Source organism: Streptomyces sp. ActVer (assembly GCF_027270795.1).
Classification (GTDB): Bacteria; Actinomycetota; Actinomycetes; order Streptomycetales; family Streptomycetaceae; genus Streptomyces; species Streptomyces umbrinus_A.
Window position 1 is genome coordinate 1 of record NZ_JAPWHT010000933.1, and the last position, 1,072, is coordinate 1,072.

Consider the following 1,072-nt stretch of genomic DNA (forward strand, 5'->3'; position numbering starts at 1 on the left):
GTGGCGGCGGCGTTCGGTGCGCTGTCGAGGGCCGCGAAGGTCGCGCTGATCGGATCCGGGATCGGCATCCTGGTGGTGGCGCTGTCCCAGCTGTCGGACATGGGTAAGAAGACCCCTCCGGACATCGACAAGCTGACGACGGCGATGCGCTCGTTCGCGGCCGGCGGGGTGGTGGGCGGGGAGGCTGCCCGGGTCTTCGGGAAGGACCTGTCGGGGCTCGCGGACAGCCTTCAGAAGATCAAGGACCCGAAGGGTCTGGACCAGGTCCAGCAGTCCATCGTTGGCTTCTTCGGCACCGACAGCACGCCAGTGAAGGACGCCAAGGAGAACATCGACGCCCTCGACAAGAGCCTCGCGAACCTGGTGAAGAACGGGCAGGCCGATCTTGCCGCGGCTGCGCTGGACAACATCACCACGCAGATGAAGAAGCAGGGCTTCTCGACGAAGGACATCAAGAGCAAGCTCGACGACTACAAGGCGGCCCTGGCGGACCAGGCGTTCGAGCAGAAGCTGGCTGCGCAGGCGATGGGCTTGTTCGGTGATCAGGCTCTGGCGGTCGGGGAGAAGCTGTCCGCGCAGAAGCAGTCGGCGGACGGGTTGCGGCAGTCGATCGAGGCGCTCAACGACGCGAACCGCGGTGCGCTCGGCGGGATGATCGGCTTTGAGGCGAGCATCGACGCTGCCGCGGCGGCAGCGAAGGAGAACGCGGGCTCGCTGGACATGGTCAACGGGAAGCTCGATGTGAACTCCCCGAAGGCGCAGGCGGCGGCGACCGCGCTGAGTGATCTGGCGTCGAAGACGAAGGATGCGGCGCTGGCCGCGCGGGAGTCTGGCGAGTCGTGGGAGTCGGTCAACGGGATCTATGAGCGGGGCCGGAAGGCGTTCATGGACTCGGCGATGGCGATGGGTCTGTCGCGGGCGGAGGCGAAGCAGCTCGCTGGCGAGATCATGAACATTCCGGATGAGAAGAAGACTCTCCTGAAGATGGAGAAGGAGGACGCCGAGGCCGGGCTCAACGCGTTCAACGCGGCGGTGAAGAGGACCCCGGGCGCGAAGTCGGTGACGTTGAAGA

General features: G+C 66.0%; 1 pseudogene. It reads left to right on the forward strand.

Going from position 1 to position 1,072, the window contains the following annotated elements:
• Positions 1 to 99: 99 nt before the first annotated feature.
• Positions 100 to 1,072: pseudogene (locus O3Q52_RS53435) on the forward strand (hypothetical protein); the annotation flags it as partial.